Annotated in this window: 20 protein-coding genes; 8 read left to right on the top strand and 12 right to left on the bottom strand. The window is 68.2% G+C overall.

Annotated elements, in window-relative coordinates; all coding sequences use genetic code 11:
* Positions 1–129: 129 nt before the first annotated feature.
* Positions 130–414, top strand: coding sequence for a CopG family ribbon-helix-helix protein (locus AC57B5_RS14930; protein WP_013804138.1), 285 nt, complete (start codon positions 130–132; stop codon positions 412–414).
* A complete protein-coding gene (locus AC57B5_RS14925) occupies positions 375–695 on the top strand; it encodes a type II toxin-antitoxin system RelE/ParE family toxin (protein WP_099734645.1) in 321 nt (106 codons plus the stop codon). Before AC57B5_RS14930 ends, AC57B5_RS14925 begins: the two co-directional genes overlap by 40 nt.
* Positions 696–780: 85 nt before the next feature.
* Here AC57B5_RS14925 and AC57B5_RS14920 read toward each other — a convergent pair whose 3' ends face one another.
* A complete protein-coding gene (locus tag AC57B5_RS14920) occupies positions 781–1,827 on the bottom strand; it encodes a GlxA family transcriptional regulator (protein WP_496399822.1) in 1,047 nt (348 codons plus the stop codon).
* A gap of 96 nt (positions 1,828–1,923) precedes the next feature.
* On the opposite strand from AC57B5_RS14920, the gene AC57B5_RS14915 reads away from it, so the two are divergent.
* Positions 1,924–3,300 carry an amidohydrolase gene (locus tag AC57B5_RS14915; RefSeq protein ID WP_097203627.1) on the top strand — a complete coding sequence of 459 codons (1,377 nt, stop codon included), beginning with the start codon at positions 1,924–1,926 and terminating at the stop codon, positions 3,298–3,300.
* Between the two features lie 166 nt (positions 3,301–3,466).
* Here AC57B5_RS14915 and AC57B5_RS14910 read toward each other — a convergent pair whose 3' ends face one another.
* Complete coding sequence (locus tag AC57B5_RS14910; protein ID WP_034390445.1) at positions 3,467–4,036, bottom strand: VUT family protein; 570 nt, start codon at positions 4,034–4,036, stop codon at positions 3,467–3,469.
* The gene (locus AC57B5_RS14905; RefSeq protein WP_496399821.1) at positions 4,033–5,817 is read right to left on the bottom strand and encodes an NAD(P)/FAD-dependent oxidoreductase; all 1,785 of its coding nucleotides are present in this window, start codon (positions 5,815–5,817) and stop codon (positions 4,033–4,035) included. The genes AC57B5_RS14910 and AC57B5_RS14905 overlap by 4 nt, the downstream gene beginning before the upstream one ends.
* A 325-nt stretch (positions 5,818–6,142) precedes the next feature.
* Between AC57B5_RS14905 and ggt the strand changes: the two genes are divergently transcribed.
* Together ggt and AC57B5_RS14895 are read left to right on the top strand one after the other, a co-directional pair.
* Positions 6,143–8,131, top strand: coding sequence for a gamma-glutamyltransferase (gene ggt, locus AC57B5_RS14900; protein WP_097203624.1), 1,989 nt, complete (start codon positions 6,143–6,145; stop codon positions 8,129–8,131).
* 1,060 nt (positions 8,132–9,191) lie between these two features.
* Positions 9,192–10,148, top strand: coding sequence for a tripartite tricarboxylate transporter substrate binding protein (locus AC57B5_RS14895; protein WP_034398167.1), 957 nt, complete (start codon positions 9,192–9,194; stop codon positions 10,146–10,148).
* Between the two features lie 5 nt (positions 10,149–10,153).
* On the opposite strand, the gene AC57B5_RS14890 is transcribed toward AC57B5_RS14895, so the two are convergent.
* The 3 genes from AC57B5_RS14890 to pcaB are packed head-to-tail and all read right to left on the bottom strand — an operon-like array spanning position 10,154 to position 14,011.
* Positions 10,154–11,587 carry a class II fumarate hydratase gene (locus AC57B5_RS14890; RefSeq protein ID WP_496399820.1) on the bottom strand — a complete coding sequence of 478 codons (1,434 nt, stop codon included), beginning with the start codon at positions 11,585–11,587 and terminating at the stop codon, positions 10,154–10,156.
* A 4-nt stretch (positions 11,588–11,591) separates the two neighbouring features.
* Positions 11,592–12,584 (bottom strand): tripartite tricarboxylate transporter substrate-binding protein, encoded by a 993-nt coding sequence (locus tag AC57B5_RS14885; RefSeq protein ID WP_012203368.1) that lies wholly within the window; start codon positions 12,582–12,584, stop codon positions 11,592–11,594.
* Between the two features lie 44 nt (positions 12,585–12,628).
* A complete protein-coding gene (pcaB, locus tag AC57B5_RS14880; RefSeq protein WP_496399819.1) occupies positions 12,629–14,011 on the bottom strand; it encodes a 3-carboxy-cis,cis-muconate cycloisomerase in 1,383 nt (460 codons plus the stop codon).
* A 97-nt stretch (positions 14,012–14,108) separates the two neighbouring features.
* On the opposite strand from pcaB, the gene AC57B5_RS14875 reads away from it, so the two are divergent.
* Entirely contained in the window at positions 14,109–14,855 is a 747-nt protein-coding gene (locus tag AC57B5_RS14875) for a GntR family transcriptional regulator (protein ID WP_043822004.1), read from the top strand.
* On the opposite strand, the gene AC57B5_RS14870 is transcribed toward AC57B5_RS14875, so the two are convergent.
* Both AC57B5_RS14870 and cysK read right to left on the bottom strand, forming a co-directional pair.
* Positions 14,852–16,708 carry an ABC transporter ATP-binding protein gene (locus AC57B5_RS14870; protein ID WP_013804128.1) on the bottom strand — a complete coding sequence of 619 codons (1,857 nt, stop codon included), beginning with the start codon at positions 16,706–16,708 and terminating at the stop codon, positions 14,852–14,854. The two genes, AC57B5_RS14875 and AC57B5_RS14870, sit on opposite strands and share 4 nt — an antisense overlap.
* A gap of 313 nt (positions 16,709–17,021) precedes the next feature.
* Positions 17,022–17,939, bottom strand: a complete 918-nt coding sequence (gene cysK / locus AC57B5_RS14865; protein WP_013804126.1) for a cysteine synthase A — start codon at positions 17,937–17,939, stop codon at positions 17,022–17,024.
* 189 nt (positions 17,940–18,128) lie between these two features.
* Between cysK and AC57B5_RS14860 the strand changes: the two genes are divergently transcribed.
* Positions 18,129–19,064 (top strand): LysR family transcriptional regulator, encoded by a 936-nt coding sequence (locus AC57B5_RS14860; protein WP_034390463.1) that lies wholly within the window; start codon positions 18,129–18,131, stop codon positions 19,062–19,064.
* A gap of 20 nt (positions 19,065–19,084) precedes the next feature.
* On the opposite strand, the gene AC57B5_RS14855 is transcribed toward AC57B5_RS14860, so the two are convergent.
* The 4 genes from AC57B5_RS14855 to AC57B5_RS14840 all read right to left on the bottom strand — a co-directional run bounded on the left by AC57B5_RS14855 (position 19,085) and on the right by AC57B5_RS14840 (position 23,763).
* Complete coding sequence (locus AC57B5_RS14855) at positions 19,085–20,455, bottom strand: amidase (RefSeq protein ID WP_070080667.1); 1,371 nt, start codon at positions 20,453–20,455, stop codon at positions 19,085–19,087.
* A 50-nt stretch (positions 20,456–20,505) separates the two neighbouring features.
* A complete protein-coding gene (locus tag AC57B5_RS14850) occupies positions 20,506–21,183 on the bottom strand; it encodes a DUF2848 domain-containing protein (protein ID WP_013804123.1) in 678 nt (225 codons plus the stop codon).
* Between the two features lie 87 nt (positions 21,184–21,270).
* On the bottom strand, positions 21,271–22,590 hold the full coding sequence (locus tag AC57B5_RS14845) for an MFS transporter (protein ID WP_013804122.1): 1,320 nt from the start codon (positions 22,588–22,590) through the stop codon (positions 21,271–21,273).
* 273 nt (positions 22,591–22,863) lie between these two features.
* Positions 22,864–23,763 (bottom strand): DMT family transporter, encoded by a 900-nt coding sequence (locus AC57B5_RS14840; protein WP_496399818.1) that lies wholly within the window; start codon positions 23,761–23,763, stop codon positions 22,864–22,866.
* A gap of 96 nt (positions 23,764–23,859) precedes the next feature.
* On the opposite strand from AC57B5_RS14840, the gene AC57B5_RS14835 reads away from it, so the two are divergent.
* Entirely contained in the window at positions 23,860–24,654 is a 795-nt protein-coding gene (locus AC57B5_RS14835; protein WP_043780839.1) for an AraC family transcriptional regulator, read from the top strand.
* Positions 24,655–24,681 lie beyond the last annotated feature (27 nt).

The raw sequence follows: 24,681 nt of genomic DNA, 5'->3' as shown, positions 1-24,681 counted from the left end.
TGTCCGGTGCCTGCTCGTCCAGCTCCATCCGTCAGGTCTGGGTGACCTTGATGCCATGCCGATACATCTGTGTGGCATTGCCCTATGTGCTACCTTGTACGTACCCTGTAACACATGAGAGCCCGCGCCATGAGCGAAGCAACTTTCACCTTCCGGGTCGATGAGGTCCTGAAAAACGACTTTGCCACCGCCGCCAAAGCCTGCGACCGCACGGGTGCGCAGCTGCTGCGCGACTTCATGCGCTCATATGTGCAACAGCAGGAACAGACTGCGGCACATGACGCATGGTTGCGCGCGCAAGTGCAGGTCGGCATCGACGCGGCCAACGCGGGCGAGGTGCTGTCTGCCGATGAAGTGGAAGCAGAAGCACGGGCATGGCGGGCCGAAATGCGCAGGAAGATTTCCGCGCCGTGAAGCTGGTATGGACACGTCCAGCAGCCGCCGACAGGCGGGAGATCCGTGCCTACATCGCTCAAGACAATCCGTCCGCTGCGCTGGCCCTTGACGAGCGGTTTTCCGAAATAGCGGGGCATTTGATCGACCATCCCCTGCTTGGCCGAGTCGGGCGCGTCGCCGGCACGCGCGAACTGGTGGTGCATCCCAACTACATCCTGGTCTATGACGTGATCGCCGACAGCGTGCGTGTGCTGCGCGTCCTGCATGCGGCCCGCCAGTGGCCGCCGCAGCGGACATAGCCGTATCCCGGGCGGGGAGATCCGGTACGCGCATGGATCGACGCGACGCAGGAGTCGATGGTCGATGCCCATCGCGAAGCGGTGTTCAAACGTCTATGCCCGTAGCCCTCCCGTCCAGGGCATCGACCCTCCACCGCCTCCTCGGCGCCCTCAACGCATGCCTTTCCCGATAGGCCGCAGGCGCCATCCCCACATACCGCAAGAACACCCGCCGAAACGCCGAGGCATCCCCATACCCGCAGGCCAGCGCCACGGACGGTACGCTCTCCAGCGTGATCTCCAGCAGCACCCGGGCCCGCGCGCAGCGCAGGCGGTGCAGGTGGTCCAGCGGGCTGTGGCCCAGTTCCTGCTGGAAGTGGCGCAGCAGGGTGCGCGGGCTGGTGGATGCCGCGTCCGCGAGGGCCTGCAGGTCATAGGGCTGCTCCACGCGCGCCTCCAGCCAGGCGATGGCATGGGCCAGCACGCTGTTGCGCGTGGCGGGAATGCGGCGGTCCTGCAGGGCGGCGCGGGTGGCGCGTTCGCGCTGGGCATCGGGCTGCAGCACGGCGGCCAGCGCTGCGGCCAGGTCGTCGCCGAAGGCATGGCGGGTGAGCGCGACGGCCATGGGCGCCAGGGCCTCGGGGTGGGAGGCGCTGAGCCAGGGCCTGTCGTCCACGAAGGGCTGGCCCTCGGCCAGTTCGATGCCCGGGAAGTCCAGGCCGAAGCCGCCCATGAAATACCAGGGCAGGGCCACAAGCCGGCCCTGGCAGCGGCCGCCCGCTGCCGCAAACCAGGCGGCGCTGCCCAGCGTGCAGACGGCCAGGCCCTGGTCGAAGGCCGTGGTGATGCGGCGCACGAGGGCCGGATGCGCGGCGACGATGTCGCGGATGGACGGGATGTCGGGGCAGTGCAGCGCGCTCACGAAGACGGCCTGCGCGGGCCCCTCGGCTGCCGCGCCTTCGGCCGCATGCGGCATGGCGGGCAGGGGCTGGCCCTGGCCGTCGACCCAGCGCCAGCCAAAGCGTGGCGCGCGCCGGCCCAGGCGCAGGATGGCGACCAGGTTGGCGCTGCGCAGCATCTCCACCAGGTGCGCGGCATGGCCGATGGCGCTGTGCTCCAGGCAGGGCAGCTCGATGATGAAGGCTCGGGGCATGGCGGTTCTGGCTCCTCGAATGGCGATTTTGACGTGCCCGTCATACGTGCTTCACTTTTAGCATGGCTGCTTGTGCCACTTTCCAGGACCACGAAGATGCTCCACACCAGCGCCGAGACAAAGCCTTCCTCCTTCCCGCGTACAGGCCTGCGCTCCATCGCCCTGGCCGGGCTGCTGGCCTGCGGCCTGCCACTGGCGGCCAGCGCCCAGGGGCTCGATGCACAGGGCCTGGCGGCGCTGGATGCCGCCATCCAGCCGCTGTCGCCCAAGATGGTGGAGTGGCGCCGCGACATCCACCAGCACCCCGAACTGTCGGGCCAGGAAGAACGCACGGCCAAACTGGTGGCCGATCACCTGCGCCGCCTGGGCATGGAGGTGCAGACCGGCGTGGGCGGCACGGGCGTGGTGGGCGTGCTGCGCGGCGGCCAGCCGGGCAAGACCGTGGCGCTGCGCGCTGACATGGATGCGCTGCCCGTGGCCGAGAAGACCGGCCTGCCCTTTGCCTCCAAGGCCAAGGCCCAGTACATGGGCAAGGAGGTTTCGGTCATGCATGCCTGCGGGCACGACGCCCACGTGGCCATGCTCATGGGCGCGGCCGAGGCGCTGGCCGGCATGCGCGCGAAGCTGCCCGGCACGGTGAAGTTCATCTTCCAGCCCGCCGAGGAAGGCGCCCCGGTGGAGGCCGATGCCCACGGCCATGTGCCCAGCTTCGGCGCCAAGGCCATGGTGGAGGCCGGCGTGCTCAAGGACGTGCAGGCCATCTACGGCCTGCACATCACGGCCAACCTGCCCTCGGGCATGGTGGGCTATCGCAGCGGGCCGCTGATGGCGGGCTCGGACAGCCTCAGCATCCAGGTCGAGGGCCGGGGCGGCCATGGCTCGTCGCCGTGGAATGCGGTCGATCCCATCGTCGCGGCCAGCCAGGTGGTGCTGGGCCTGCAGACCGTGGTCAGCCGCCAGCTCAACATCAGCCTGGAGCCGGCCGTGCTGACGATCGGCTCCATCCAGGGCGGCACGCGCTACAACATCATCCCGGACAACGTGGAGATGCAGGGCACGCTGCGCACCTTCGACGAGGACATGCGCCAGGAGGCACACAAGCGCATCACCGCCACGGCCGAGCAGATCGCGGCCTCCAGCGGCGCCAAGGCCAAGGTGCGCTTCGGTCCCGTGGCCTATCCGGTGACCACCAACCCTGCCGCACTGACCGAGGCCTCGCTGCCCGCGCTCAAGCTGGCCATGGGCGGCAAGGCCATGGTGATTCCCAAGGTCAGCGGCTCCGAGGATTTCTCGGAATTCCAGAAGGTGGTGCCGGGCTTCTTCTACTTCCTGGGCGCGCCGCCGGCCGGCCAGGACTTTGCCAAGGCACCGTCCAACCACTCGCCGCTGTTCGACATCGACGAGAAGCAACTGCCCACGGGCGCGCGCTCACTGGCCGCTCTGGCCGTGGACTATCTGCAGCGCAACCCATAGTTGTTGGACTCCCCCTGAGCGGCGGACGCCGCTTCCCGTTGCACGGCACTCCCTCTCTCGCTACGCGGGAGGGGGACGGCACCCTCGCTGCGGGGCGGCGCGGCCGGCGTAGGCCCTTGCTCGGTGTCCCTGGCTTGAGATCGAGTCCGTGCGAGCCGCGTCGGCTTTATTTGGCGCTAGCGATTGCCGATGGGCCTTTCCACCACCGGGCGATGGCGAGCCGGAAGGGCAGCAGCAGCGCCACGCCCAGCACCAGCTTGACGCCCAGGTCGCCCAGGGCCCAGGTCACCCAGGGCTCGGCCGCGCCTGCGAAGGCGATGCTCCAGAACAGGAAGGTGTCCAGGCAGGCGGCCAGCAGCGTGGCCACCAGGGGGGCACGCCACCAGCGGCCTGCACGCAGGCGGTGGAACACGCCGATGTCCAGCCACTGCGAGGCGATGAAGGCCGCGCCCGAGGCCAGCGCGATGCGCGGCGGCGCCAGCACCAGCGAGGCGGCAACGGCCACGGCAAAGCCCACCCAGGCCACGCGCCGGGCCTGCTGCGGGCCGAAGCTGCGGTTGACCAGCTCGCTCACCAGGAAGGCGAACGGATAGGTGATGGCACCCCAGGTCAGCCAGTCGTTGATGGCGTACTGCACCAGGATGTTGGACGACAGCACCACCACGCCCATGGCCGCGATGGCGGCCAGCAGCTGGGTGCGCGAGGGGGCGGCGAAACGGTGCGGACGCGGTGTCATGCTGCGCCACCGGAGCCGCGTGCGCCCGACGAGGGCAGGGGCAGCCCGAGGATGGCGCAGGCCACGGCCTCGCCTACCTTGACGCCATCCACGCCGGCCGACAGGATGCCGCCCGCGTAGCTGGCGCCTTCGCCGGCCGGGTACAGGCCGCGCGTGTTCAGGCTGTGGAAGTCCGCGCCGCGCTCGATCTTCACGGGCGAGGAGGTGCGCGTTTCCACGCCGGTGAGCACGGCGTCATGCATGTCGTAGCCGCGGATCTTCTTGCCGAAGGCGGGCAGGGCCTCGCGCATGGCCTCGATGGCGTAGGCCGGCAGCACGTGGTGCAGGTTGGTCAGCGTGATGCCGGGCTGGTAGGAGGGCTCGACCTCGCCCAGCGCGGCCGATTCCTTGCCCGCGATGAAGTCGCCCACCAGTTGGCCCGGCGCGTTGTAGTTGCGTCCGCCCAGCAGGTAGGCCTTGGTCTCCAGCTGGCGCTGCAGCACGATGCCCGACAGCGGGTGCAGCTCGCCGTCCTTGAGGTCTTCCACGCCATGGGTCTTGCCGTCGAAGGCCCAGGCAAAGCTCTTGGCATCGCGCGGATAGTCGGAGGGGTCGATGGCGCAGACCATGCCGGCGTTGGCATTGCGCTCGGCACGCGAGTACTGGCTCATGCCGTTGGTGACCACGCGCTCGGGCTCGCTGGTGGCCGCCACCACGGTGCCGCCCGGGCACATGCAAAAGCTGTAGACCGCGCGCCCGTTGCTGGCGTGGTGCACCAGCTTGTAGTCGGCCGCGCCCAGCAGCGGGTGGCCGGCATGCCTGCCCCAGCGCGCCCGGTCGATCAGGCCCTGCGGATGCTCGATGCGAAAGCCCACCGAGAACGGCTTGGCCTCCATGTGCACGCCGCGTTCGTAGAACATGGCGAAGGTGTCGCGCGAGCTGTGGCCCAGTGCCATCACGGCATGGTCGGTCTCGAGCCACTGGCGCTCGCCGCTGTCCTGGTCCAGCACCTCCAGGGCGGTGAGATGGCGGTCCTCGCCCTCGCCCTCGATGCGCATGTCACACACGCGCTGGCCGAAGCGGATCTCGCCGCCCAGGCGGATGATTTCCTCGCGAATGCCCTCGACCACCTTCACCAGCTTGAAGGTGCCGATGTGCGGGTGCGCGGCATAGAGGATCTCGGGCGGTGCGCCGTGGGTGACGAATTCCTGCATCACCTTGCGGCCCAGGTGGCGCGGGTCCTTGATCTGGCTGTAGAGCTTGCCGTCGGAGAAGGTGCCTGCGCCACCTTCGCCGAACTGCACATTGGACTCGGGCACCAGCTCGCGCTTGCGCCACAGGCCCCAGGTGTCCTGGGTGCGCTCGCGCACCGAGCGGCCGCGCTCGATCACGATGGGCCTGAAGCCCATCTGCGCCAGCACCAGGGCCGCAAAGATGCCGCAAGGCCCGAAGCCCACCACCACGGGCCGGCGCTGCAGGTCGGCAGGCGCCTGGCCCACGGCATGCCAGCGCATGTCGGGCGTGGGGTTCACATGGGCATGGCTGGAGAACTGCTCCAGCAGCGCGGTTTCCTGGCTCTCGTCGGCCAGCGTAAGGTCCACGATGTAGACCGCCAGCAGCTCGGACTTGCGCGCATCGAAGCTGCGCTTGTGCACGTGCACGGAGGCAATGGCCTCCTCGGCAATGCCCAGCTGGCGCGCGGCCAGGGCGCGCAGCGGCTCCAGGGGCAGATATTCGGTGTGGCTGTCGGGGTGGTATTGCACCGCCGACAGGGGCAGTTTCAGTTCAGAGACGCGGATCATGGCTTGTACCTATCAAGCAGAGGGCCGGCGATGGTAAGCCAAAGTGGGCGACCGCACAGGCTGCGGGCCGCACAGCCTTGGGGTGTGCTCGGGTTCGGATTTTCCGCCAGATATTCCTGGTCTTGGTGCCGTCCCGGTCCGGGCACGGACCTTGCATGCAGGGCCGGCCATCCGCGAGCGGGGTCCTTCAGCCCCGGTCTGACGGGGTGGCTGCATCTGCGCGAAGTGGTGGTGGAACGGATGTAAGCTCGCGGCAAGCCTGCGGGCGGGTGCTGCCCCAGGTGAACAAGATCAACGCATTCCACGCACCACAAGGAGACATTTCATGAAGCAACCCCCTTCCAGGCAACGCCTGCCTGCATGGCAGTGGATCGGCCTTGCGGCCGCCACGCCGCTGTTCCTCGCATCGTGCGGAGGCGGCGGCAATGGCGGATCGGGCCAGGACGACCTGGCCGCCTGCGCCATCACCTCGGGCGATGGCAGCGTGGTCGTGGGCTCGGGCCTGCCCGGTGATCCGGCCGCACCCGAACCCTCGTCGGGCTACCGCCTCGGCAAGAAGGCCCTGCACACCTCCAAGTACATGGTGGTCACGGCCAACCCGCTGGCGTCCAAGGCCGGTTGCGAGGTGCTCAAGTCCGGCGGCTCGGCCGTGGATGCGGCCGTGGCCGTGCAGATGGTGCTGGGCCTGGTGGAGCCGCAGTCCAGCGGCATCGGCGGTGGCGCCTTCATGCTCTACCGCGATGCAGCCACGGGCAAGGTCGTGGCCTATGACGGCCGCGAGACCGCGCCGGCCGCCGCCACGGAAAACTACCTGCGCTACGTGGACGATACCGCCGACCAGACCGCGCCCAAGCCCTCGGCGCGCGCCAGCGGCCGCTCCATCGGCACGCCGGGCGTGGTGCGCATGCTGGAACTCGCGCACAAGGACTACGGCAAGACCGCGTGGCCCCAACTGTTCAATTCGGGCATCGACCTGGCCAGCAAGGGCTTTCCCATCAGCGGCCGCATGGCTGCGGCGCTGGACGGCTCCAAGGTGGAACTGGCGCGCGACGCCGATGCCGCCAAGCTCTACTTCGATGCCCAGGGTAAGCCGCTGGCGCTGGGCGCCAAGTTCGTCAACCAGCCCTATGCCGACACGCTGCGCAGCATCGCCAATGGCGGCGCCGACGCCTTCTACCGTGGCGACCTGGCCCAGGCCATCGTCAGCAAGGTGGGCGTGACGCAGACCGTCTCGGACGGTGCGCCCATCACCCCCGGCAAGACCACGCTGCAGGACCTGGCCAGCTACGAGGCCAAGCGCCGCGAGGCCGTCTGCACCACCTACCGCGCGCGCTACATGGTCTGCAGCATGCCGCCGCCGTCGTCGGGCGGCATCGCCGTGGCACAGGCCATGGGCATTCTGGAAAACTTCGACCTCAAGGCCTATGCGCCCACGGCCATCGATGGCGAGGGCGGCAAGCCCTCGGTGATGGGCGTGCACCTGGTCAGCGAAGCCCTGCGCCTGGCCTATGCCGACCGTGACAAGTACGTGGCCGACACCGACTTCGTGCCCCTGCCCGGCGGCTCGCCGGCGCTGATGCTGGACAAGAGCTACCTGCGCCAGCGCGCCGCTCTCATCTCCACCACCAAGAGCATGGGCACGGCCCAGGCAGGCAACTTCGGCACGCCTTCGCAGGGCGTGGTCGATGTCAAGGAGGCCGGCACCACGCACATGAGCATCGTCGATGCCAAGGGCAACGCACTGAGCATGACGACCACGGTGGAGTCCAGCATGGGCTCCTTCCACGTCACGCGCGGCTTCGTGCTCAACAACCAGCTGACCGACTTCGCTGCCATCCCCAGCACCACCGACGGCCCGGTCGCCAACCGCGTGCAGCCGGGCAAGCGTCCGCGCAGCTCCATGGCGCCCACGCTGGTGTTCGACCTGAAGACCGACGGCACCGCCGGCGACTTCAAGATGGCCACCGGCTCGCCGGGCGGCAGCACCATCATCCAGTACGTGACCAAGACCCTGGTCGGCGCGCTGGACTGGGGTCTGGATGCGCAGCAGGCCACATCGATGGTGGACTTCGGCGCGGCCAACAGCCCGACCACCAACGTGGGTGGTGAGCACCCCAACATCAACACGGCCAATGGCGGCAACGACGATCCGCTGGTCAGCGGCCTGCGTGCCCTGGGCCATGTGGTGTCCATCAGTGCGCAGTCCAGCGGCATCGGCACCATCTTGCGGGTGCAGCGCAATGGGCAGGCGCAGCTTGAAGGTGGGGCTGATCCGCGCCGTGAAGGGCTTGTTTTGGGCGATACCGTTCGCTGATTTTGGTCTGATGATTGACTGAGGAAGGCGCTGCTGGCAGGGATGCTGGTGGCGCCTTTTTTGCTGGTTTGCTGGTGGGTCTTTTTTTGACCCTGCCGGGTGGTTGTTTTTCGAGGCCGGGTCTCGGCCCGGCGGCCGACTCCCTTTCTTATCGCGCGATAAGAAAGGAAGCAAAGAAGCGCGCCCCGAACTGCCCACGACCCCTTCGCTTCGCTACGGGGCGACCTGCGTTGGGCGGGATGCGGGGTGTGCCGCAGAACTCGCTGCGCGCTGGCGCGCTTCGCTCAAACAACTGCGGCAAGTCAGATGACGAAGCAGCCCTGTCCTTCGGCAGGGCTGCCACCCCGCATCCCGCCCAACGCAGGCGTGGGCAGAAGGGGGGAGGCTGGGGCAGCCAATAGCCAATAGCCAATAGCCAACAGCCGGCGCCATCGCTCCGCTCGGCTTCAAACCGGGGCCGAGCGAAGCGAAGGCCCGCACCACCTCCCGTATGTCAGCGCCTGCGGCGTGGTGGTTGCGGGGTTGCAGTCCTGCCGAAGGACAGGACTGCTTCGTGATCTGACTCGCTGCGGTTGTCTGAGCGGCGCGCGAAGCGCAAAGCGAGTTCCGCAGCGAACCCCGCAACCGCCACGACGCAGGTTGCCCCGGAGCGAAGCGCAGGGGTCGCGGGCATTTGGGCGCGTTTCTTTGCCTACTTTCTTATCGCGCGATAAGAAGGTAGGTCGGCCGCCGGGCCGAAACCCGGCCTCGAAAAACAACCCCCCGGCAGGGACAAAAAAGCATCCCGGAATGGCAGCCCCTCTGAGGGCACACGCCCCATGACTGTCGCCTCAAAGACATGCCCCACCCCCCACAATGCGCAAAAAAACACCCCACCACCCCCCGCAAACCAAGCAACCACGCCACCCCCTGCTATAGAGCCATCAGTCCCGCACCCACGCTGCGCGTTTTCCCCAGACGCCCCAACGCTACGGGCTTGCCCGAATCCATGGTTGGCATGCATCCATCTAAATTGAACAGCAGCAAGTTCGATGGTCGTGAGCCTCTGAGGAAGATGGAAATGCAAAGACGAGTGTTTGGCGCATGGATGTGCGCATCGGTCCTGATGACGGGCGCAGCATGGGCGCAGGACAGCTATCCCAGCCGCCCCATCAGCCTGGTCGTGCCCTACGGCGCGGGCGGCGTGACCGACGTGGTGGCGCGTGCGCTGGCCCAGGGCATGGGCAAGCAGCTGGGGCAGACCGTGGTGATCGAGAACAAGCCCGGCGCAGGCGCGTCCATGGGCGTGATGGAGATGCGCACGGCCAAGCCCGATGGCTACCGCCTGACGCTGGCGCCCGTGAGCATCTTCCGCCAGCCCCACATCCAGAAGGTGCAGTACGACCCGGTGCGCGATCTCAGCTACATCGCCACCTACATGACCTATGACTTCGTGCTGGCCGTGCCCCAGGACTCGCCGTTCAAGACGGTGCAGGATCTGGTCGAGTTCGCCAAGAAGAATCCGGGCGCCGTGGATTACGGCACACCGGGCAAGTTCACGGCCAACCACGTGGTGATGGCGCTGCTGGAGCAGGCCACGGGCGCACGCTTCACGCATGCGCCCTTCAAGGGCGATGCCGAGGCGCTGAACTCGCTGATGGCCGGCCACATCAAGTCCGGCGTGTACGCCAACACGGTGCTGCCGTACCTGAGCTCGGGCAAGCTGCGCGCCCTGGCCTCGGCCTCCGAGGTGCGGCCCGAGGCCTTTGCCAACGTGCCCACGTTCCGCGAAGCCGGTTATGCCTTCGATGTGCCCTCGCCCCTAGGCATTGCCGGGCCGCGCGGCCTGCCGCCCGAGATCGTGCGCAAGCTCGAAGCCGCCATCAAGGCCGCCATGGACGACCCGGCCTTCCGCCAGGTCGTCGGCAACTACGGCGTGCGCACGCAGTTCCGCGGCAGCCAGGAGTACACGGCGTTCGCCAAGAAGGCGTTCGAGGACGAGAAGAAGATCGTGCAGAACATAGGCCTGGAGGATTGAGGCCGCTACGCGGGCGGCAGCCCCGCCATGGCCCGCAGGTCCACCAGCCGGTCGTACTCGGCCGCCGTGACCAGCCCCAGCTCCACGGCCGCCTCGCGCGGCGCAATGCCGCGCGCCATGGCCTCGCGCGTGATGCGTGCCACGGCGTCATAGCCCAGCACCGGGTTGAGCGCGGTGACCTGCAGCAGCGAGTGGCTGACCTGCTGCTCCAGCCGCTCGGTGTGTGCCTGCAGGCCGGCCACCAGCTTCTCGGCAAACACGCGGCTGGCGTCGCCCAGCGCGCGCATGGCGCGCAGCAGGTGGTGGATCAGCACGGGCTTGGCCACGTTGAGCTCGAAGTGCCCGGCCGAGCCCGCCAGCGTGACGGTTAGGTGGTGGCCCATGGCCTGGTAGGCGGCCTGGACCACGACCTCGGCCACGGTCGGGTTGCGCTTGCCCGGCATGATGGAGGAGCTCAGCCCATCGTCGGGAAACACCAGCTCCCCCAGGCCGCAGCGCGGGCCTGAGCCCAGCAGGCGGATGTCATTGGCCATCTTGGCCAGCGAACCGGCCACCACGTTGAGCGCGCCCGAGACCTCGATGAGCGCATCGTGCGCGGCCATGCCTTCGAACTTGCAGGGGTTGGGCGTGACCGCCAGGCCCGTGAGCGCCTGTATCTCCTCGCAGAAGACCCGGTCGAATCCGGCCGGCGCGTTGAGCCCCGTGCCGGCCGCCGTGCCGCCCTGGGCCAGGCTCCACAGACGAGGTTGCGTGTCCCGCAGCCGGTCCATGCCGTGGCCCACCTGGTGGGCAAAGGTCTCGAAGCTCTGGCCCAGCGTCATGGGCACGGCGTCCATCAGGTGCGTGCGCGCCACCTTGAGCACGCCGGCAAAGGCCAGGGCGCGTTCCTGCAGGCGCTGCTGCAGCCGCTCCAGGGCGGGCAGCAGGTGGTCGCGCAGCTCCAGCGCCGTGGCCAGGTGCATCACCGTGGGAAAGCTGTCGTTGGACGACTGCGAGGCATTGGCATGGTCGTTGGGGTGGACCGGGCTGCGCGTGCCCGGGGGCTGGCCCAGCATCTGGTTGGCGCGGTTGGCGATGACCTCGTTGGCATTCATGTTGGTCTGCGTGCCCGAGCCCGTCTGCCAGATGGTCAGCGGGAAATGCGCGTCCAGCAGGCCGTCGCGCAGTTCGGCGGCCGCGGCCTCGATGGCCGCGCCGCGCTCGTCGTCCAGCACGCCCAGGCGCCGGTTGGCACGCGCTGCCGCCAGCTTCTGCAGCCCGAAGGCGCGGTACAGGCCCTGCGGAAAGCGCTCCTCGCCAATGGTGAACAGCTCCAGCGCGCGCTGGGTCTGCGCGCCCCAGAGACGGTCGGCAGGGATGTGGACGGGCCCGAAGGCATCGTGCTCGATGCGGGTATGAGCTTGGGTCGGTGCCTGGGCCTGGGTGCGTGTCTGGTCCATGGGCTCAGTCCAGCGAGATCTTCGCGTCGGCCGCCACCTTGCGCCAGCGCTCCACCTCGGCGGCCGTGTGGCGGGCCAGGGCTTCGGGGGCGTATTGATCTGCGGGCAGCAGGCGTATGCCCTGGGCGGCCATCCTGTCGGTCCAGGCCTTGTCGGCCAGGGCCTTGGTATAGGCCTGGTAGACCTTTTGCACCACGTCGCGCGGCGTGCCCTTGGGCGCGTAGATGCCGTACCAGGTGGCGGTCTCGAAGCCGGGCAGCAGCTTCTGGCCCAGCGCTGCCGCGCCCGGGAACTGGGGCATGGGCTTGTCCGAGGTGAGCGCGATGGCGCGGATGCGCTCGCCCGCCAGCTGGGGCAGGGCGGTGTTGGTCTGGTCGAACATGGCATCGACCTGGCCGGAGATCACATCGGTCATGGCCGGCGCCGCGCCCTTGTAGGCCACCTGGGTGATCTCCATCTGCGCGCGGCTGGCGAACAGCGCCGCCACCAGGTGCGAGGTCGATCCCACGCCCGCGTTGCCGAAGTTCAGCCGGCCCGGGTTCTGCTTGCCGAAGGCCACCAGCTCCTCGGCCGTCTTGTACGGGGAGTTCTTGCCCACCAGCAGCACCAGCGGCGTGTCGGGGAAGCGGAACACCGCCTCGAAGTCCTTGACCGGGTCATAGGCCAGCTTCTTGTACAGCGACGGCGCCGCGCCCATGTAGCCCATGTGGCCGACCAGGAAGCTGTAGCCGTCGGGCGCCGAGCGCGCCGCCTTGGCCGCGCCGATGGTGCCGCCCGCGCCCGGAACGTTCTCGATGATGATCTGCTGGCCCAGCTGGGTGCTGGTGCGCTGGGCGATGTCACGCGCCATGGCGTCCGTGGGGCCGCCGGCCGCGAAGGGCACGATCCAGGTCAGCGGCTTGGCGGGGTAGCCGCCCTGGGCGTGCGCGGCCAGGGCGAAGGTGGTGGCGGCCAGGGCAAGGGCCAGGCGTGGCAGGCGGGGAAGATGGAAAGGCATGGTGTTGTCTCCTGTAGTGCTGTGTTCTGTCCTGGGCCGGGGTGTCAGCGGCCGCTGGCTGTATGGGCGCGCGACAGCGCAAGGGCGCGGTCCACCATCTGCGGGGCCTCGCCCAGGTAGTTGCGCGGGTCGGTGAGGCGCTGCAGCGCCGCGCTGTCGAAATGGGCCGTGACTTCGGGCAGGCGGGCCAGCGCATCGGCCAGCGTGCCGCCCTCGGCGTTGACGCTGCGGCAGGCGGCATAGACGATGTCGTGCGCCTGCTGGCGGCCCGTGTGCGGGGCCAGGCCCATCATCACGGCCTCGGCCACGATCAGGCCGTCGGTCATGTCCAGGTTGCGGGCCATGCGTTCGGGATCGACGATGAGGCCGCCCAGCATGAAGCGCGCCTGGTGCAGGGCGCCAGCCGAGAGCACGAAGCTCTCGGGCAGGGCCACCCATTCGGCGTGCCAGGGGCCGGTGGCGCGCTCCAGGTCCTGGACCATGGCGTCCAGCATCAGGCCCGCATGCTGGCGCACGGCCTTGGAGGCGGCCAGCATCAGCTCGCTGGAGATGGCGTTGCGCTTTTGCGGCATCGTGCTGCTGGCGCCGCGCCCCGTGACGAAGGGCTCGAACACCTCGCCGAACTCTGTGGAGGACAGCAGCATCACGTCGTAGGCGATCTTGCCCAGCGAGCCGGTGACCAGGGCCAGGAAATTCACGGCCTCGGCCAGGCCGTCGCGCGCCACATGCCAGGTGGTGGCGGGCACGCCCAGGCCCAGTTCTTCCATCAGCAATTGCTGCACTTCCAGGCCCCGCCCGCTCAGCGAGGCCAGCGTGCCTGCCGCCCCCGCGAACTGGCCCACCAGCACGCGCGGGCGCAGTTCCTGCAGGCGCTGGGCATGGCGGTCGAACATGGCCAGCCAGATGGCGGCCTTGTAGCCGAAGGTGATGGGCAGGGCGTGCTGCAGGTGCGTGCGGCCGGCCATGGGCGTGTCGCGGTGGCGTTCTGCCAGGTCGGCCAGGATGGTGCGCAGCGCGGCGATGTCGGCATCGACCAGGTCCAGCGCATCGCGCACCTGCAGCACGGTGGCCGTGTCCATGATGTCCTGGGTGGTGGCGCCCCAGTGGATGTAGCGGCCTGCGTCGCCGCACTGTTTCACCAACTGGTGCACCAGCGGCAGGATGGGGTAGCCGACAATGTCGGTTTCCTTGCGCAGCAGCTCGAAGTCCAGCGCGTCGAGGCTGCAGCGCTGCGCGATCTCGTGTGCGGCCTCGGCCGGAATCACGCCGCAGCGGCCCTGGGCGCGCGCCAGCGCGACCTCGACCTCGATGTAGCGCGACACCAGCGCGCTGTCGGCGAAGATGGCGCGCATGGCGGGGGTGCCGAATGCGTCGCGGAACAGCAGCGAATCGATGGCGGTGCTGGAGGTGAAGGACGGAAGGGTCATGGTGCGCAATTGCGATTAAGTTCGGACATATCGATATTTTTATTTATGTACGTACATTACGAACATCCGGGTTTGCCTGGGGTGAGGGCCTGCGCCCATGGCTGAGACACGCTATGCCCAGGTGGCGCGCGACCTGTCCGAGCGCATTGCCTCGGGCGAATACGCCGTGGGCGCCCTGCTGCCCACCGAGCTGGAGCTGTGCGACCGCTATGGCGTGAGCCGCCACACCGTGCGCGCGGCGATTGCCGAGCTGCAGCAGTCGGGGCTGGTATCGCGGCGCAAGAAGGTGGGCACGCGCGTGGAGGCGGCGCAGCCCCATGCGCACTACCGCCAGGCGCTGACCTCGCTGGAGGACCTGGTGCAGTTCGGCGCCACCCATGTGCGCGAGGTGCGGCGCATCGAAGAGGTGGTGCTGGACCAGGACCTGGCCGCCGAACTGGACTGCCCTGCCGGCAGCCGCTGGCTGGCCATCTGCAGCCTGCGCCGCGACGGCGCCGCGCCGCACCTGCCCATTGCCTGGACCGTGGTCTATGTGGATGCGCAGCGCTTTGACACGCAGGAACTGGCCCAGCGCGTGCGCGCCGCGCCCGAGTTGCTGGTCAGCAGCCTGCTGGAGCAGCAGTACGGCCTGCGCATCGCGCGGGTGCGGCAGGCCGTGGTGGGAGCGCTCATTCCCGAGGCGCTGTCGGAGGAATTGCAGGCCCCGGCCGGGTCAGCGGCGCTGAAGATCGTGCGCCGCTACCTGGATACCGATGGGGAGTTGATGGACCTCAGCGTGACCTTGCACCCGGCCAGCCGCTACACCTTGCATACGCAGCTGGACCGGGATCTGGCGAGCGTCTAGCCGTTGGCGTTGGCAGCTTCCGAGCCCTGCTCTGCGAGGAAGCCGCCGCTCTGGTGCGACCACAGCTTGGCGTAGATGCCGCCCAGCTCCAGCAGTTGCTGGTGCGTGCCCTGCTCGACGATGTGGCCCTGGTCCATGACGATGAGCCGGTCCATGGCCGCGATGGTCGACAGGCGGTGGGCGATGGCGATCACGGTCTTGCCGTGCATGAGGCTGTCCAGGCTTTGCTGGATGGCCGCCTCGACCTCGCTGTCCAGCGCGCTGGTGGCCTCGTCCAGCAGCAGGATGGGCGCGTCCTTGAGCATGACGCGCGCAATCGCCACGCGCTGGCGCTGGCCGCCCGATAGCTTGACGCCGCGCTCGCCCACCTGGGCGTCGTAGCCGCCACGGCCCTTGAGGTCGGTCAGCGTGGCGATGAAGTCCGAGGCCTCGGCTTTCTGCGCGGCGGCCAGCATCTCCTGCTCGGTCGCGTCGGGGCGGCCGTAGAGGATGTTGTCGCGCATGGAGCGGTGCAGCAGCGAGGTGTCCTGCGTGACCATGCCCACCGCGCCGCGCAGGCTGTCCTGCGTGACGGTGCGGATGTCCTGGCCATCGATGGTGATGCGCCCGCCCTGGGCTTCATGGAAGCGCAGCAGCAGGTTCACCAGCGTGGACTTGCCCGCGCCCGAGCGGCCGATCAGGCCGATGCGCTCGCCGGCGCGGATGTGCAGGTTCAGGTGGTCGATCACCTGCTTGCCGCCGTCCTTGTAGGCAAAGCTCAGGTCCTCGAAGGCGATGGCGCCGTGCGTGACCTGCAGCGGCCTGGCGTCGGGCGCGTCCACGATGGTGCGCGGCTTGGTCAGCGTGAGGATGCCGTCCTGGATGGTGCCCACGTTCTCGAACAGGCCCGTCATCTGCCACATCACCCAGTGCGAATAGCCCATCAGGCGCAGCGCCATGGCGATGATGGCCGCCACCACGCCTGCGCTGGCCTGTCCGGCCGACCACAGGTACAGCGCCGTGCCCGCCGAGCCCACCAGCAGCATCGTGATCATCAGATGGTTGACGATCTCGAACTGGCTGACCAGCCGCATCTGCGCATAGCCCGTGGACTTGAAGGCCTCCATGGCGTTGCGCGCGTATTCGGCCTCGCGGCGCGTGTGGGCGAACAGCTTGACGGTGGCGATGTTGGTGTAGGCATCGGTCACGCGGCCCGTCATCATGGAGCGTGCATCGGCCTGCTCCTTGCCGATCTTGCCCAGGCGTGGAACGAAGTAGCAGCAGGCGCCGATGTAGGCGGCCAGCCACAGCGCAAACGGAATCATCAGCCGCCACTCGAAGCTGGCCGCCAGGATCAGGATGCCGATCATGTAGACGCTCACGCCCACCAGCACATCGACCACCATGAACACCACTTCGCGCACCGACAGCGCGGTCTGCATGATCTTGGTGGTGATGCGGCCCGCGAACTCGTCGGCATAGAACGACATGCTCTGGCCCAGCATCAGCCGGTGGAACACCCAGCGCAGCCGCATCGGGAAGTTGATGGCCAGCACCTGGTGCATCACCGCCGTGTGAAAGGCCAGCAGCAGCACGCTGGACAGCAGGACGGCGGCAATGCCCCACACCGTGCCGCGCTGCTCTGCCCAGAAACCGGCCGGCGACACCGTGGACAACCAGTCCACCACATGGCCCATGAGGGCGAACAGCGCCGCCTCGTAGACGGCCAGCAGCGCCGAGGTGCAGGTCAGCAGCGCGATCCAGCCGCGCATGCCTTGCGTGCAGGCCCAGATGAAGGCAAAAAAGCCCTTGGGAGGGACCGTGGGCTCGACGCTGGGATAGGGCGGAACGCGTTTTTCAAAGAAACCGAACAAGATTTTTTTACTCCTTGGTCAGACCATCGTAGGCCAGAGTCGGGTTTGCCCGATGCGCGTTCAGCATGACCTTTGGGCGCAACATGTTTTGTAAGAGATCTCCACACAACTGTCATACGCGTGGGTTCGCGCCCGGATTTCAGTGCAGGGGGAACACGGCGCCGTGGGGAAGATTGTCCGCGTCCGGGGCCGCTTCGTTGTGCGCGAATGGGGAATGCAGCATGCCGCTGGCGGCAACAAAAAAGGCCTCTTGCGAGGCCTTGTGTTTCATGCCGCAGTGCAGTGCACTGCAGCGGACGGGGCTTGCCGCCGGTCAGGCAGGCAGAAAGCCTTCCACCGACAGGTAGCGCTCGCCCGTGTCGTAGTTGAAGCCCAGCACCTTGGCGCCTGCGGGCAGCTCGGGCAGCTTTTGCGCGATGGCGGCCAGGGTGGCGCCCGAGGAGATGCCTACCAGGATGCCTTCCTCGCGGGCCGAGCGGCGTGCGTACTCGCGCGCGGGTTCGGCCTCGACCTGGATCACGCCGTCCAGCAGGCTGGTGTCCAGGTTCTTGGGCACGAAGCCTGCGCCAATGCCCTGGATGGGGTGGGGCGAGGGCTGACCGCCCGAGATCACGGGCGAGGCGGCAGGCTCCACGGCAAAGACCTTGAGCTGGGGGAACCTGGCCTTGAGCACCTTGGCCACGCCGGTCAGGTGGCCGCCCGTGCCCACGCCGGTGATCAGCACATCCAGGCCTTCGGGGAAGTCGGCCAGGATTTCCTGGGCCGTGGTGCGCACATGCACATCGATGTTGGCGGGGTTCTCGAACTGCTGGGGAATCCAGGCGCCGGGCGTCTGGCTGGCCAGTTCCTGGGCGCGGGCGATGGCGCCCTTCATGCCCTTTTCCTTGGGCGTGAGGTCGAAGCTGGCGCCGTAGGCCAGCATCAGGCGGCGGCGCTCGATGCTCATGCTCTCGGGCATGACCAGCACCAGCTTGTAGCCCTTGACGGCGGCCACCAGGGCCAGGCCCACGCCGGTGTTGCCGCTGGTGGGCTCGATGATGGTGCCGCCGGGCTGCAGGGCGCCGGACTTCTCGGCGTCCTCGACCATGGCAAGGGCGATGCGGTCCTTGATGGAGCCGCCGGGGTTGCCACGCTCGGACTTGATCCACACATTGGCACCGGCGCCGAACAGGCGGTTGATGCGCACATGGGGCGTGTTGCCAATCGTTTGCAGGATGTTGTCAGCTCTCATCGGACCTCCGCGATTTTGGGGTGGTGGTTGGACAGTCGGGGGTGGCGCGCAGACACTGCGCGAAAACCAGGCATTCATTGTGCACGCAGCTGTTCTATGCATGGGCTATATCGATATGGCCTGGACGGCTAACATCGCCGCATGAAGCATGGGCTATATCGATATGGCCTGGACGGCTAACATCGCCGCATGAATCTACGGTTCCTGGAAACCTTTGTCTTGCTGGCCGAGCTGCGCAATTTCCGCATGACGGCCGAGCGGCTGTACACCACGCAGGCCGCCGTCTCCAGCCGCATCGCCACGCTGGAGCAGGAGTTCGGCGTGCGCCTGTTCGACCGTGGCGTGCGCGAGGTCACGCTGACGGCCGACGGCGCCAAGGCCCTGGTCCATGCCGAGCGCATGCTGCGCCTCATGCGCGAGATGCGCGAGGACATGCTGGACAAACAGGCCTATGCCGGCGTGATCCGCATCGGCGCCATCGAGTCCATCGTGCACAGCTGGTTTCCCGATTTCCTGGCGCTGCTGCAGCAGCGCTATCCGCGCCTGCAGGTGGAGATCGCCTGCGACACCACGCTGCACATGTCCGATCAATTGGTGAAGGGGCAGCTGGACCTGTCGCTGCAGGCCAAGCCCGTGACGGCGGCCGGCGTGGGCCATCTGTCGCTGGGCGAATTTCCCATGGCCTGGGTGGGCAGCCCCAAGCTGGGCATTGGCGACGAGACCCTGAGCCTGGCCGAGCTGGCGGCCTTTCCCATCATGTGCTTTGCGCGCGGCTCCGAGCCGTATGCGGTGATCGAGCAGCTGTTCTCCACCGAAAGCAGCGCCTCGGTGCACCTGAACTGCATCGCCTCGGTGGCGACCATGATCCGCGTGGTCTGCGACGGCCTGGGCGTGGCCGCCGTGCCGCCGGCCATCATCCAGCGCGAGCTGGCCGAGCAGCGCCTGCGCCTGCTGCGCGTGGACCGTGAGTTCCCCTCGCTGCCGCTGGTGGCCTGCTTTCGCAATGACCACCAGAACCCGCTGACCGAAGTGGTGGCGCGCGCGGCCGAGGAGACCGCCGCCGCCTTTGCGCTGAACCACGGCCAGGCCGTGGCGCGGCTGCCGGGCAGCGGCCTGGGCGGCTAGGCCCGAGTCCGCCTGGTCGATCAGCCCTGCGCCGAAGCCAGCAGCTGTTCCACGGCCAGGGCCACGGACAGCAGTCGCCGGTCCTGCCCGCCGAGGCCGGCCAGGCTCAGGCCCACGGGCGCCTCGCCTGCGCGGTGGCAGGGCAGGGAGATGGCGCAGCCGTCGAGGAAGTTGATCAGCGTGGGGTTGCGCAGGATCAGGCCGTTGGCGCCGAAGTAGGCCTCGTCGCTCTGCGTGAGGTCGGCGATCTTGGGGGCGACCACGGGCACGGTGGGCATGACGATCAGGTCATGGTCGGCCATCTGGGCGCTCACGGCGGCAATCCACTGCCTGCGGCGTGCCAGCAGGTCGATGTAGTCGGCCGCGCTGATGTCCTTGCCGCGCAGGATGCGCGTGCCCACGCGAGGGTCGTACTCGGACAGGCGCGTGGCGATGTGGTGGCGGTGCCAGGCCCAGGCCTCGGCGGCCGTGAAGCCGCCCTTGGAATTGATGTCGGCCAGCTCGCCGAAGGGCGCGACCACGGCATGGGTGATGTGGGCGCCCGCCTGCGACAGCAGGGACAGGGCGCGCTCCCAGGCGGCGGCCACGGTGGCGTCCATGCCGTCCAGCACCACGTTGGTGGGTGCCAGCAGGCGCAGGCCCTGCAGAGGGGCGGCATGCAGCTCGCCCAGCGGTTCGCCGCTGAGGATGGCGTCCAGCGTGGCGCAGCAGCGCACGCTGGGGGCCAGCGGGCCGATGGAGTCCAGGTTGGCCGACAGCGGCAGCACGCCCTCCATGCTCACGCGGCGCGCCGTGGGCTTGAAGCCCGTGAGCCCGCACAGCGCCGAAGGAATGCGCACCGAGCCGCCCGTGTCCGAGCCGATGGCCGCCATGGCCATGCCGTCGGTGACCGAGATGGCCGCGCCCGAGGACGAGCCGCCCGGGATGCGGCCGCCGCCCTCGTCACGCTGCCAGGGATTGCGCGGCGTGCCGTAGTGCGGGTTGATGCCCAGTCCCGAGTAGGCGAATTCGGTCATGTTGGTCGTGCCCACGATGACGGCGCCGGCCTGGCGCAGGCGCTGCACCACTTCGGCCGTGCGCTGCGCGGGCGGTGCGTCGGCCAGCAGGCGCGAGCCGCCCAGCGTGGGAAAGCCGGCGATGTCGAACAGGTCCTTGACCGAGACCGGCAGGCCCTCGATGGGCGAGCGCGCCAGGCCGGCCGCACGCAGCACGTCGCTGGCGCGGGCCTCGGCCAGGGCCGCGCCCTGGAACACGCGCGTAAACACCTTGGGGCCTTCCCCCGACATGGTGCGGGCCAGGGCCTGCTCGGTCAGCTGCACCGAGGTGGTTTCGCCGCCATGCAGGCGCTGTGATGCCAGTTCCAGGCTGGGCAGGGGGAGGGCTTGGGTCATGTGGGAAGTCCTGTGGGTGAAGGCGGGCGTGGGCGGATCGGAGTCGGGGCTCAGGCCACGACGTCCAGCAGTTCGCTGCGGTAGCTGTGGCGGATGGAACGCTGGCTGCGGGGATCGTACAGCTCCATGGAGAACTGCGTCGAGGGGCGGATGCCACCGATGGCGCCCACCGTGCCGCAGGTCATGCCGCAGCCTGCGGGCAGCAGATCCTTGCCGCCCGTGAAGCCTGCGATCAGGTCCTGGGGTGTGCGCAGGCTGGCCAGCGTGCCTTCCTGGTAGAGCACCTCGCGGCCGTCTTCCACGATCCACGAGCGCACGACCAGCTCATCCCAGTGGCCGGCCACGTCGGCAAAGCGCCAGGCCTGGGTGGCCACGGGCTTGACGCAGGCCTGCTTGGAAAAGGCCACGCTGTAGGCCTCGAGCTTGCGGTCCGTGTGGTCGGAGGCCAGGCTCACGAACATCTCGCCTTCGTGCGTGAACACGAAGACCTCGACCTCGCCCGAGGAGTCCGGGCCCAGCACCTGCAGCGCGCTGCGCTGGCTCAGCTGGTTGCTGGAGATGCGGTAGTACAGCGGCACGGCGCTGGGGCGCGGGATGCCGATGGCGGCGAGCTCCTCGATGTGGTGCTCGATGGCCTCGCGGTCGCGGCCGGCCCAGCCGGCGACGATCAGGGTGTCGAATTCAGGGGCGAAGGTCTGGCCCTCGGGGGTGGTGAACTGCAGTTGCATGGCAGGCGATCCAGGGAAAAGGCGGGGCCGCAGGCCCCGGTGGGAAAGAGGAGGGGGCAGTGGCGCGCGCGGTGCGGCGCGCAGGCATCACTGCTTCTTGACGAAGAGCACGACCAGGAAGGCGGCCATGAATTCCAGCGCGGCCACGAAGTACAGGCCCGAGGACAGCGACCCCGTGCTGGTCTTGAGCGCGCCGATCATGTAGGGCGCCACGAAGCCGGCCAGGTTGCCGATGGAGTTGATCAGCGCAATGCCGCCGGCCGCCGCCGTGCCGGCCAGGAAGGCGGCAGGAATCGACCAGAACACGGGAAAGGCCGCGAGGATGCCGATGGAGGCCAGCGTCAGCGCGCACAGGGCGAGCACGGCGTTGTGCAGGAACAGGCCCGTCAGGATCAGGCCCGCCGCCGCGATCAGCGCGGACAGGGCGCAGTGCATGCGGCGCTCGCCGGTCTTGTCCGAATGCATGCCGTTCCAGACCATGGCCAGGGTGCCGGCCAGGAAGGGAATGGCCGAGATCAGGCCGATCTGCAGCGTGTTCTGGATGCCGATCTCCTTGATGATGGACGGCGACCAGAAGGCAATGGTGGCGTTGCCGCTGACGATGCAGAAGTACACGGCAGCGCACAGCCACACGCGGTAGTTGCGGCAGGCGTCCAGGAAGGACACATGCTTGTGGCCGCCCTGGTTCTCTGCCTCCACGGCGGCGGTCACGGCGCGCTGCTCGGCCGGGCTCAGCCACCTGGCGTTGGCGGGCTTCTCGGGCAGGTACAGCAGCACGAAGAAGCCGGCGATCACCGAAGGAATGCCTTCCAGGATGAACAGCCACTGCCAGTTGGACAGATGGCCCACGCCCTGCATGCCATTCATGATGGCGCCCGCAATGGGGCCGCCCACGGCGCCCGCAATGGCGAACGAGGTCATGAACAGGCCGTTGACGCGCGCCCGGTGGCGGGCCGGGAACCAGTAGGTCAGGTACAGCACCACGCCGGGGAAGAAGCCGGCCTCCACCACGCCCAAGATGAAGCGCAGCACGTAGAACATGGTGGGCGTGGTCACATAGGCCATGGCCATGGAGGCCGCGCCCCACAGGATGGTGATGCGCGCCAGCGTCTTGCGTGCGCCGATCTTCTCCAGCAGCAGGTTGCTGGGCACTTCGAACAGGAAGTAGCCGATGAAGAAGATGCCTGCGCCCAGGCCGTATATGGCCTCGCTGAACTGCAGGTCGTCCAGCATCTGCAGCTTGGCGAAACCGACGTTGACGCGGTCTATCCACGCCAGGATGAAGAGCAGCACCAGAAAGGGAATCAGGCGCCAGGCGATCTTGCGGTAGGTGGCGTCCATGTCGGGCGGCGATGCCTGGCCGGCGCCGTGGGCGGGGGAATGTGCGGCGGATGCCGGACTGCTCATGGGGTGTCTCCTGTCTTCGACGGTGCAGCGGGCACACGGACCGGGGCGGGGCCCGTGTGTCTTAGGGGCTTCAGGCGCTGGCGGGTCTGCAGTGAGACCGGCCGGGCGTCTGGAGCTGTTCCTGTGGCGGCAGTATCGAAAGGCGGGACAGGGCTGTCCAACAAGAAATTATGAGCAGGCCTGAATGCAAATTCTTATGGGCAGAGCTGGTGCGGGCGCCGCACCGGCATGCAGCATGCGTGCACCATTTGCGCTCGGGAAAACCCTGATTTTTCAGGCGGTGGCGGCGGCACGCGGTGCGCGCAAAGGCTGCTTCCACAGCTCGGCCAGCAGCAGGCCGCCAATGGTCAGCACGCCGCCCACGGCGTGGTAGGCCGCCAGGGGCTCACCCAATGCCATGAAGGCGATCACGGCCGTGAAGATGGGTACCAGGTTGAAGAACATGCTGGAGCGGCCCGGGCCGATGCGCGCCACCGACATCATCCACAGCAGCGGCGCGGCGATGGAGGCCATGATGCCCGCAAAGCCCACCAGCGGCAGGTTGGTCGCGTTCAGCCCCGTGCGCGGCGCCATCAGGAACAGCGGCAGCTGCGCGATCACGGCCACCAGGATCTGCAGGTACAGCAGTTGCACCGTGGCCAGGCGCGGCATGGGCCAGCGCTTGAGCAGGATGTTGTAGACCGCATAGGCCAGCATGGCCACGAACATCAGCGCATCGCCGCTATTGAGGCCCTGGGTGAGCAAAGTGGCAGGCTGCCCCGAAGACACCACCAGGGCCACGCCCGCAATCGCCAGCACGCAGCCCAGCACGGCGCCCCGGCTCAGCGCCTGGCCCAGCATGGCGGTGGACAGGCCCAGCACCATCATGGGCGTGAGCGAGCCGATCAGGCCCATGTGCGTGGCCGATGTCATATGGGCCGCGTAATAGGCCAGGCTCTGGTAGATCACCATGCCCAGCATCCCCAGCACGATGAGGCGCGGCAGCAGCGGCCGGATGTCGGCGCGCTGGCGCCAGATGGACGGCAAAAGGAAAGGCGTGAACAGCACGGCCGCCACCAGCCAGCGGTAGAAACCGATCTCGGCCGCGCCGATGCTGTCGGCCGCCATCTTGCTGACCACGGTATTGACCGACCAGATGAGCACGGCGATCAAAGGGAAAAGGTAAGACCCCATTGGAAGACTCCTAAGACTGGTCCTATGATCGTTCTGTCCGACTTGGAGTGCATCCCTGGTTTCGGACAATCGATAGCGCAACCCGGACCATCCGCCATGCCCCGTCCCAGCAAGCCCATGCACATCCAGAACGTCGAGGATGTGCCGGGCGAGTACTACTTCCGCTACGACGAATTCGGCGCCGACACCGAGGTGCCGCCGCACAGCCACAGCTGGGGACACCTGAACTACACGCCCCACGGCAGCATGTGCATGGACACGGCAGGCCAGCACTGGGTCTCGCCGCCGCAGTACGGCGTCTGGGTGCCGCCCGGCGTGGTGCACAGCTGCCATGTGGCGCACGCCGTGGTCTACCGCTCGGTCTACCTGGCGCCTGCGCTGTGCAGGGAGCTGCCGGCGCAACCGTGCTCCATGCGCATCGGTGCCATCGTCAAGGCCATCCTGGCCGACTTTGCCGTGCGCGACGTGCACATTCCCGCCACGGATGCCGACCTGCGCCTGGCCCGTGTGCTCTACGACCAGTTGCGGGCCGTTCCCGTGGAGCCCGGCTATCTGCCGGCCGCCGAACACCCGGCCCTGGTCGAAGTGCTGACCCGCATGCGCGCTGCGCCCGAGGACCACCGCAGCCTGGCCCAATGGGCCGCCAGCGTGCACATGACCGAGCGCACCCTGGCGCGCCACTGCCAGCGCGAGCTGGGCATGGGCCTGGGCGAATGGCGCCAGCGCATGCGCTACCTGCTGGCCATCGATGCGCTGGAGGCCGGCCTGAGCGTGCAGCAGATCGCCTATGACCTGGGCTACAGCACGCCCTCGGCCTTCATCGCCATGTTCCAGCGCGAGGCCGGCACCTCACCCGAACAATTCCGCCGCGAGTTCTGCATGCCGCCGTGAGGCTGTTGCGCCATCTGCCTGCAGCCC

Source organism: Delftia sp. BGA-UO-ETr-SB1, from assembly GCF_059567865.1.
This window is presented reverse-complemented; position numbering and strand designations above follow the sequence as displayed.

Excerpts from the sequence above, each read along its gene's own strand:
- AC57B5_RS14930 (WP_013804138.1), top strand. The coding sequence starts at position 130 with ATGAGCGAAGCAACTTTCACCTTCCGGGTCGATGAGGTCCTGAAAAAC.
- AC57B5_RS14925 (WP_099734645.1), top strand. The coding sequence starts at position 375 with ATGGCGGGCCGAAATGCGCAGGAAGATTTCCGCGCCGTGAAGCTGGTA.
- AC57B5_RS14920 (WP_496399822.1), bottom strand. The coding sequence starts at position 1,827 with ATGCCCCGAGCCTTCATCATCGAGCTGCCCTGCCTGGAGCACAGCGCC.
- AC57B5_RS14915 (WP_097203627.1), top strand. The coding sequence starts at position 1,924 with ATGCTCCACACCAGCGCCGAGACAAAGCCTTCCTCCTTCCCGCGTACA.
- AC57B5_RS14910 (WP_034390445.1), bottom strand. The coding sequence starts at position 4,036 with ATGACACCGCGTCCGCACCGTTTCGCCGCCCCCTCGCGCACCCAGCTG.
- AC57B5_RS14905 (WP_496399821.1), bottom strand. The coding sequence starts at position 5,817 with ATGATCCGCGTCTCTGAACTGAAACTGCCCCTGTCGGCGGTGCAATAC.
- ggt (WP_097203624.1), top strand. The coding sequence starts at position 6,143 with ATGAAGCAACCCCCTTCCAGGCAACGCCTGCCTGCATGGCAGTGGATC.
- AC57B5_RS14895 (WP_034398167.1), top strand. The coding sequence starts at position 9,192 with ATGCAAAGACGAGTGTTTGGCGCATGGATGTGCGCATCGGTCCTGATG.
- AC57B5_RS14890 (WP_496399820.1), bottom strand. The coding sequence starts at position 11,587 with ATGGACCAGACACGCACCCAGGCCCAGGCACCGACCCAAGCTCATACC.
- AC57B5_RS14885 (WP_012203368.1), bottom strand. The coding sequence starts at position 12,584 with ATGCCTTTCCATCTTCCCCGCCTGCCACGCCTGGCCCTTGCCCTGGCC.
- pcaB (WP_496399819.1), bottom strand. The coding sequence starts at position 14,011 with ATGACCCTTCCGTCCTTCACCTCCAGCACCGCCATCGATTCGCTGCTG.
- AC57B5_RS14875 (WP_043822004.1), top strand. The coding sequence starts at position 14,109 with ATGGCTGAGACACGCTATGCCCAGGTGGCGCGCGACCTGTCCGAGCGC.
- cysK (WP_013804126.1), bottom strand. The coding sequence starts at position 17,939 with ATGAGAGCTGACAACATCCTGCAAACGATTGGCAACACGCCCCATGTG.
- AC57B5_RS14860 (WP_034390463.1), top strand. The coding sequence starts at position 18,129 with ATGAATCTACGGTTCCTGGAAACCTTTGTCTTGCTGGCCGAGCTGCGC.
- AC57B5_RS14855 (WP_070080667.1), bottom strand. The coding sequence starts at position 20,455 with ATGACCCAAGCCCTCCCCCTGCCCAGCCTGGAACTGGCATCACAGCGC.
- AC57B5_RS14850 (WP_013804123.1), bottom strand. The coding sequence starts at position 21,183 with ATGCAACTGCAGTTCACCACCCCCGAGGGCCAGACCTTCGCCCCTGAA.
- AC57B5_RS14845 (WP_013804122.1), bottom strand. The coding sequence starts at position 22,590 with ATGAGCAGTCCGGCATCCGCCGCACATTCCCCCGCCCACGGCGCCGGC.
- AC57B5_RS14840 (WP_496399818.1), bottom strand. The coding sequence starts at position 23,763 with ATGGGGTCTTACCTTTTCCCTTTGATCGCCGTGCTCATCTGGTCGGTC.
- AC57B5_RS14835 (WP_043780839.1), top strand. The coding sequence starts at position 23,860 with ATGCCCCGTCCCAGCAAGCCCATGCACATCCAGAACGTCGAGGATGTG.